Source organism: Candidatus Hydrogenedentota bacterium (assembly GCA_012523015.1).
In the GTDB taxonomy this organism is placed as follows: Bacteria; Hydrogenedentota; Hydrogenedentia; order Hydrogenedentales; family CAITNO01; genus JAAYBJ01.
This window is the reverse complement of record JAAYJI010000021.1, coordinates 1-8225: the sequence shown is the minus strand read 5'-3', so window position 1 is coordinate 8225 and position 8225 is coordinate 1. Positions and strand designations below refer to the sequence as shown.

The window sequence follows — 8225 nt, the reverse complement described above, 5'->3', positions numbered from 1 at the left end:
GGCGCGATTCATCGCGCCCAAGAGTTTTCGCTATGGACCAAATGGACCGGATGGACGGTAGCGCGATAAAGCTCGCGCACTACAAAAGATGCGGGATGCGGGTACCCGAGCCAACGTGCATAACGCACCGCGTCAATGACAAAAACGCCTCGGGCGCGATAAATCTCGCCCAGGATTTTCGTCAACGCCGCACGCCAACACCCACGGCCCTAACGCCTTCTCATTAGGGATAACCAATACATAAACGCGAGAACCGTGCTGCGCAGCGTATAAGGGTTTTTCAAACGCCACAGCGTTCTCAAAACATAACGGGGGCGCAAATAATAACGGCGATTTGCTTTTTTAATAAGACGTGAAATTTCTTCTGTACTGCCATAGGCATTAGGAAGATAAGACGGAACAAACATGTCCGCTTCTTCATCAAGGATACGACCATGCTGCGAAGCGATATCCCCTAAATACGTACCCGGTTGAACATGGTAGGGATAAAAAATCATCCAGTCCACATTCAGCTCACAGGCAAAAGCAATGGTTTTTTCGGCTATGTCCGGCGTATCGGTGGGCATAGCTAGGATAACAGACCCCCGTATTTCCATACCCGCTTTTCGTGCCCATTTTACGGCATTGCGCGATTGATCAAGGGTGATCCCTTTCTTTATAAAATCAAGCATTTCTTGGGAACCGGATTCTAGACCATAATAAATATTGTAGCATCCTGATGACGCCATACGTTTCAGCATCTTTTCTGAAACCGTATTGACACGACCTTGCACCGTCCAAGCAATCTTGATCTTTTTTTCATCCAACAAATCACAAAAGCGCTCAACCCAACTATACTGTACACAAAAGTTATCATCCCAAAAAATGATCTCTTTGATCTTCAAATCATTTACTAAGGCTTCTATTTCTGCAACTACATTTTCCGGGGAACGCCGCCGATAAGAAGAGGAATAACAACCGCCTTGATAACAAAAACGACATTTGCCATAAGGACAGCCTCGCGAAGTGATGACCGTGGTCGCCGGCAGCCGCCTGTTTTGGTTAGGCAACGGAATATAACGGTCATTATCGTATATCGATCTGTCGGGAGGCGGAAGACAATCCAAGTCTTTTACGTAGGAACGGGGCGGTGTAATGATATGCTTGCCGTCAGCAGTGCGCATATGTACGCCTGTTATACCATCAAGAGACCCGTTGCTTTCCAAACGATTTAATAAATCCCCCAAAGTTTCTTCCCCCTCACCGGGGATTAAATAATCCACATGGGGGCACGCCTCAAAAATACGGTCAAAAAAAGAAGTGACATGGGCGCCGCCCATAACAATAGGCAGGGCAGGCTGCTTTTCTTTTAACTTCGCAGCCAGTTGATAAGCAGCGTCGGTGTTTTTCGTGAGAACCGATAAACCCACCATATGGGGTTTTGTTTGGAGAATAGCTTCCACCGTATCTTCCAGTCCATAGCCGTATATAGGGGCGTCAATAAAGTGGACTGTGTGTCCTTCTTGACGAAGGTAGGAAGCCAGGTATCCAACCCCCAAGGCGGGCAGCATACCGCGATTAAAGACGCCTCCGCCAAAGGTGGTTTTTTGATCAAAAGGGGGTATAACGAGGGTTATCTGCATTGTATTGTTCCTGCTCGGTGGGGTTATGATCTTTGTCTATAGAACACCTTAGCTATCCGGATTAATTTCTCTATTGAATTCATGCACTATGGATTCTTTATTTTGTTCTGAGACAAGGCCATTCTTTGCCTCAAAGTGTATAAGAGTAACTGCAAAAAAGGAGTAGCGTTCTGTTTCTTGAAAGTTTGATTGAAACCAACGCTCCAAATCAAGAACTTCTTGGGGCATTTCAAAAGGTTCCCACCACGAGACCACCAACCAAAACGCAGGAAGATGAAGATCGAATTGTTCCACAGGAACAGGAATCATATCCAATCGTTTCCATATAGCGGGATTGGGGTAGGCATCTACGAAGCCCTCTACCTGATCCGGACGCAGACAAATATAGTGCTGCTCCCGTTCAGGCAGATAGACCCGGAAGGGAGGCAGGGTGAAATGGCTGCTATGGAATACAGGCTCGTTGGGAGTGCCCTGCGCTTCAAGGGTCATAGCTGCATGACGATTTTCGCCTTTGTACCGAACGCCAAGACGGTGCTGAGAAATAGGGTGGATTTTTGGAAAATAGCTGTCTATAAGCGGGGGTGTGGTCAGAATGATTACCAGAAGGGCACTTACCCATGCGACACTGCGGGGAAGGGCGCTCCATCCAAAAGCAACCAACAAAGCGGCAGAGATGGCAGATGCCATAAAGAGGCGTATTTCATAAAAGGAAAAAGAGCGGATACGCCACAGAAGGGCACAGCAAAGAATCGCCAGTGTGGTCCAAAGGAGAAGCAACAAAAAAGCGTTTAGCGAATGCCGTAAGCGCCAAAGACCGAGAAGACATAAAAATATGCAGAGCAAAAACAGGGGCCAGTATGCCCAAGCTTGGGGACTGTATCCGGCAAAAAAGGTTTTAAAAGTGATGAATGGCGTTTTAAGATCCGGTGCCGGTGTCCACGTATACAGAATGTTGTTCACGATTTTTGTAATATGAAATGCCAAATAAACCACAGGCAGACAGAAGATTCCTGCAATGCTTTGCCAGAACATCCATTTCCCAAGATATTTTTTGCAAGAGCGCCATCGGAAGAGAAGGAAAAGATCAATACAGATAAACGACCAGAGCGCGATAAAGTGATTCCAAAAGGCGAGGGTCAGACAAAGAGCCAGAAGCATCCACGAACGATGTCTATTATCTTTCAAGGCTGCACCGAGGGCCCATAGACTGAGCGCACTCAATAGAGCAAAGAGACTGTAACAGCGCAGTTCATGGGCATAGAAAAGTTGAAAGGGCGAAATGGCTATGAGAAAGGCGGCAAAGAGCGCTGCCTTATCCCCTCTAGCAATTCCGGAAGAGGAGACGGCATTTCGCCCGGAGGACACACCCACCTTTTGGAAAAGAGCACGGCCCGCCATAAAGGTAGCCGGGATGGTCAGAATACTCAAAAGAATGGGTAGGAGCCGCAAGGCATAATCATAGCCATAACTACCCGGTTTAAAGGGAAGCAGAGTAATGAGATCATGCCAGAAGCGGGTAGCAATAACAAAAAGAGGCGGATCTGTGTTGTAATCGGTATTAAAGAGTTTGACAAGATCATAGCCATAATTGCTTAACCAAAGCGTATTCGCTTCGTCATACCATAAGCTAATCTTGGGAGAAATAATGAGACGTAAGACTGTTCCAATTAAGACAATGAATAAAAGTATCTTGAAAGCAAGTTTATTTCGTGAAGAAATCAATGTCGATGTTTGGGATGAATTCAGGTGGAATTCTTCATTTACTGAAAAGGCGGTGTTAGAAGGAGAAGTGGACGTCATAAAGCAGAAGTCTTTTCTGTATCATTGTTAATTGCATCTGATAAAAGATCGGCCATTTGGGCATGAAGCAAAGGTGTTGGATGCATGTCATAGCGAGGATGAAGAGCATGAATATCAGGAGAATAGGCTAAGGTATGAAAATCTAAAACCCTAATGTTTTGATCTTTAAAAAAATGAAATACAGGGGCAAGACTATGATTCAATTCCGGTTTAGCTGGATACACCAAGACATAAAAATCTATGGCTTCAAACTGTTTCTCAAGTTTCTTTTTAGATTCCAAGATTAATTTGGCGGTAAGTTCATAGTCTTTTTTTTGCAATGGCGGAAAGTCTATATTAAAGTATCGAATAAATCCACTTTTGTTGAGAAGAGACATCATATGATGCAGGCAGACGCGGTCGGTATCAAAATTACCCGCACGTTTCAATGCCCCATTCTCAATCTGAAAATAAGGAAAATGTCCCGCGTGCATGAGAGCGCAGTTCATACGACCTGCGGCACGGTTAACATGATCATAGAATATAGTGTATACAACGATTCCTTTTTTTTCAGGAATGGTTTCGTGAATATAGTCCGATTCGATCATAACAAACATTTGTTGTGGACCATACCCAGGTACTCCGTAATTGTATACCCGATATCCCGGCAGACGTTGGGCGACCTGATTCGGTAGTGTTTCGGTATCTCTAACTCCTTCGCCAAAGGTAAATGAACATCCAAAAAAAGCCAAAAATGTATTGCTTTCAGCGATTGGAGTGCTGTCGGGAACAATCCGTCTCCCAACCTCGTCCGTATTGTAGACTACGGAATATATTTGTGTGTTATCAGCAATTTTAGTTACTGGGATTGCGAGATTAGGCAACAAATGATATCCTAAATCATCATCCTTTATCATCCCGTCAATATAAAACCTTTTGTCAAATGTTATAATCGGCGATTTGTAGCTTTTGAGAATTCCAAGGGTTTGGTCTGCGCAGAAGAATAATAGAAGGGAAATAAAAAGACCAAAAATCAACGCTACTATATTTTTTAAGAATAATTTATTACGGTTAGGTTGGATCGAATTAGTTAATTTGTCGCTTATTGTTTCCATGGATTATTCTTTAGTTAATTTATCAAAAAGTTTTCTATTTTAAAGTATCTGGAAATGTTACGTTATAGTTTCGAAGATTTTAACATAGCTACCGTTTAGAAAACGAAGATCGCTTCTGGAACTGGCATTGCCACTTTCACACCTAATATTAATTACGAATTTCCTCGTACTTTTTTGGCGTTGAATTAGGATTCTTCCTAACCCTCTTGGTCTATCACATTTTTTAACACGTTGAATTTACTGCAAATCATTTGACACAATGTTTTTTGGGTATCATTGATGGATCAAAGAATCCTTAAACCATGGATGCAAACAACTATTAACACCATTGGTTTCATATTTACCGATTACAGCAGAATGACCATAAGGATTTTATATGCATCTTTTTGAATTTTTTTCTATGGTGCTCTGTAGCTGTTTTATATTTCTTACTGCCTGCGCTCCTCCAATACCGGAAGCAATAGTACAGTCATCCTCTGCGGATCTGTTGACAGATGCAGACCCTTTCCATGGCGGGGAAGCGGAACGTCCTGATATTATCTGGGTCTTGTTAGATGCTTGCCGCCCCGATTTTTTCTGTTATGGTAATCCACGGCCAGTATCCCCCCATATTGATGCCCTTGCCGAGGAAGGCTGTCTTTTCGAATCCCATTTCGCGCAAGGCTTGTGGACCAAAGCTTCCGTACCCAGCTACATGACGGGAAAATACTTTCCTGTTTCCTGTCTTGATTTTATGGATTACGGCAGCAATGCCAATTGTCCCCGTGCCGTTCCGGAAGATGAAATCTTGCTGCCTTTGATCTTGAGGGACAATGGTTATCATACGGTTTTGGTTTCTGCTCAGGTGTATATATCGCCCAGAAGCCGACTGTATAATGCCTTTGATGAAGCCCATGTCTTTAGCCCCACAGACGGCAGCGCCTATGTTGATGTTGAACAAATGATGGAAAGTATTAATGGCATCTTGGCGACGCCTCGGGAGCAACCTCTTTTCCTGTATATTCATATCATGGACACCCATTTTCCCCATATCTTAAAAGCGCCCTTTAATCAATGGGTTGATCCCGCCTATAAAAGTGATGCTATTGCCGAGGGACAGCCTATTCAAAAAAAAGGCAATCATTTCACCGCTGAAGACAAAGCCATGCTTCGCGCCCTTCATGACGGCTCCATTCTTGCTTCAGATGATGCTGTAGGTGACTTGATGGATACTTTGAAAAAACAAGGGCGCTATGACAAGACCCTCTTTGTTATCGGTGCCGATCATGGGGATGCTTTGGGCGAAGACGGCGAAATATGGGGACACGAAGATTCTTGTGACGAAGTGGCACAAGTCCCCTTGATTTTCAAAGGCCCCGGTATTTCTGAGGGAAGCCGCATTGACGCTTTCACTGAAAATGTGGATATTGTCCCTACCGTGATCGATCTTTTGGACTTGAAAACAAATGCCAAGCCCGATGGGAAAAGTCTCATGCCCCTCATCCGGGGACAAGAGGACTCCCTTCATGACTATGTTTTTACACGGTGGTATAGTTGCGGCTACGATAAGCCGAACGGCTTTATTATTCGCGACCAAAAATATAAATATGAATATAACCCCGTGGACAACTACGAGGCACTGTATTCTGTTCCGGATGCCTTAGCAAGTCGTGTACCATGTGCCGCCGTAGAAAAGGACACCATAGCCTTTTACCAAAACCTGCGAAAGGATATTTTTGAGCAAAAATGGAATGCCTATGATGCCCTGGAAAAACTGTACCATGATTTCCGGTTCACCCAAGACTTTTTGAACGATCAAGTTTCTACTGCTGATCTCATCGAAATAGAATCGGCAATGGAGCCTGAAACGGCTCTAGCGTGGGGAAATAAATGGAAATGGATGAATGATTTGCTCTGGGCGGCGCCGTGGATGGGCGATGCATCCCCACTGCAATTTCGATGTGAAGTTCCCCCCGGACGCTATCTTCTAACACTCTATTTGCCATCCATCACCAATATGCTGGATCATCCTGCTTCGATGCTTCGGGTTCGTTGCCAATCTGATACTCATTTGTCTGAGATAAAATATGCAATGAAATACGAGTTGGAATATTCTCTGGGGTTGGTCGAAGCGGGGGTGGTCGATGTACCGGATGGTCGTTTTGAAATGGAAGTACAGACCGGGGACACTCCCTATTGGAGCGTGATCGGCGGTTTTCGCTTGACCTTGGCAGAGACTGTTGAAGCAGCGGCAGATATGCCCGACGATGAGCAGCTGCAAGATCAATTACGTGCTTTGGGGTATTTGTGAGGATACATTCAGAGGAGGCGTATCAGAAGTATTTAGAAAAAAAATGGATGATTGGTTTAGTTTCTTCTTCTAAAATTCTTTTGAACTAATGCCAAATATTTTGTAACAATCAAATGTATTGTTTTAATAGAATTTGAATTGCATTCGATGAACTGCCGATCGTATTGGGCTCGTCTTGACTTTAATGTACCCGTGACTGTGAAGGAGATAAGTAGTCCTATGCCTTTTCGTAAAACGTTTTGTTTGATGTTCTGTATCTCATATTTCTTTTTGGCGGCGTGTTCCCCTTCCGCGCCGGAAAGAAAAAATGAATCGATCCCTCTTGATAAAACAAATATTGCGGAATCCTCTGACAGGAAGGGCACGGTTTCCCCCATAACAGTCGAATCTCAAGAACGCCCCGATATTATTTGGGTTTTACTGGATGCCTGCCGTTCTGACTTCTCTTGTTATGGAAATCCACGATCCGTGTCACCCCATATGGATATTTTAGCTGAAGAAGGGTGTCTTTTTGAATCCCATTTTTCTCAAGGCTTATGGACAAAGGCGTCAGTCCCGTGTTATATGACGGGTAAGTATTTTCCAGTTTCCTGCCTGGACTTTCTTTATTTTGGAAACAGCAACAATTGTCCCCGTGTAGTGCCGGAAGCTGAAGTTCTGTGGCCATTTATCCTAAAGGAAAATGGCTATCGTACTGTTCTTATTTCTGCACAGATATTTATTTCCCCCAGAAGCAGGCTTTATAAAGCTTTTGATGAACAATATGCCTTCACCCCGAAAGAAGGGGAGGCCTATGTCAATTTGGAGGCTATGCAGGAAACTATCAAGTCAATCCTAGAGCGGCCCCGAGAGCAACCTCTTTTCCTTTATATTCATGCCATGGACACCCATTTTCCCCACGTCTTGAAAGCACCTTATGATCAATGGATTGATAAGAGTTATACGAGTACTTCCATCCAAAACGGTAATCCAACCCAATTGAATGGTAATCACTTTAATCGTGAAGATCAATCATTGCTTCGTGCTTTGCACGATGGCTCTATTCTTGCATCAGACCATGCTGTTGGTGAAATTATAGACCTATTAAAAAAAGAAAAACGGTTCGAAGATACACTTTTTATTGTAGGTGCTGATCATGGAGAGGCATTGGGTGAAGATGGTGAAACGTGGGGGCATTTGGATTCCTGTGATGAAGTATCTCAAGTTCCGTTAATACTCAAAGGACCCGGAGTCCCAGCAGGATGCCGCATTAGTTCTTTTACTGAAAATGTTGATATTATACCGACTTTAATCGACTTGTTTCATTTCGAAACTTCGGCAAGACCGGAGGGAAAAAGTCTCATGCCGTTGATTCGCGGTGAGGTGGATTCTATACGAGACTATGTATTTACGCGGTGGCACAGCCGCTATTATGATAAG

The 8225-nt window shown here is 44.0% G+C and carries 5 protein-coding genes; 2 read left to right on the top strand and 3 right to left on the bottom strand.

Going from position 1 to position 8225, the window contains the following annotated elements:
• Positions 1–209: 209 nt before the first annotated feature.
• The 3 genes from GX117_01030 to GX117_01020 are packed head-to-tail and all read right to left on the bottom strand — an operon-like array spanning position 210 to position 4516.
• Complete coding sequence (locus tag GX117_01030; protein NLO31928.1) at positions 210–1622, bottom strand: radical SAM protein; 1413 nt, start codon at positions 1620–1622, stop codon at positions 210–212.
• A gap of 48 nt (positions 1623–1670) precedes the next feature.
• Positions 1671–3422 carry a DUF2723 domain-containing protein gene (locus GX117_01025; protein ID NLO31927.1) on the bottom strand — a complete coding sequence of 584 codons (1752 nt, stop codon included), beginning with the start codon at positions 3420–3422 and terminating at the stop codon, positions 1671–1673.
• Positions 3419–4516 carry a hypothetical protein gene (locus tag GX117_01020; protein NLO31926.1) on the bottom strand — a complete coding sequence of 366 codons (1098 nt, stop codon included), beginning with the start codon at positions 4514–4516 and terminating at the stop codon, positions 3419–3421. Before GX117_01020 ends, GX117_01025 begins: the two co-directional genes overlap by 4 nt.
• Before the next feature lie 487 nt (positions 4517–5003).
• Here GX117_01020 and GX117_01015 point away from each other — a divergent pair, with 487 nt between their 5' ends.
• Together GX117_01015 and GX117_01010 are read left to right on the top strand one after the other, a co-directional pair.
• A complete protein-coding gene (locus tag GX117_01015; GenBank protein ID NLO31925.1) occupies positions 5004–6806 on the top strand; it encodes a sulfatase in 1803 nt (600 codons plus the stop codon).
• A gap of 219 nt (positions 6807–7025) precedes the next feature.
• On the top strand, positions 7026–8225 hold a 1200-nt coding region (locus GX117_01010; protein NLO31924.1), incomplete at its 3' end, for a sulfatase.

Bases quoted from the DNA above. Each gene is read 5' to 3' on its own strand.
- GX117_01020 (NLO31926.1), bottom strand. From the start codon at position 4,516: ATGGAAACAATAAGCGACAAATTAACTAATTCGATCCAACCTAACCGT.
- GX117_01030 (NLO31928.1), bottom strand. From the start codon at position 1,622: ATGCAGATAACCCTCGTTATACCCCCTTTTGATCAAAAAACCACCTTT.
- GX117_01025 (NLO31927.1), bottom strand. From the start codon at position 3,422: ATGACGTCCACTTCTCCTTCTAACACCGCCTTTTCAGTAAATGAAGAA.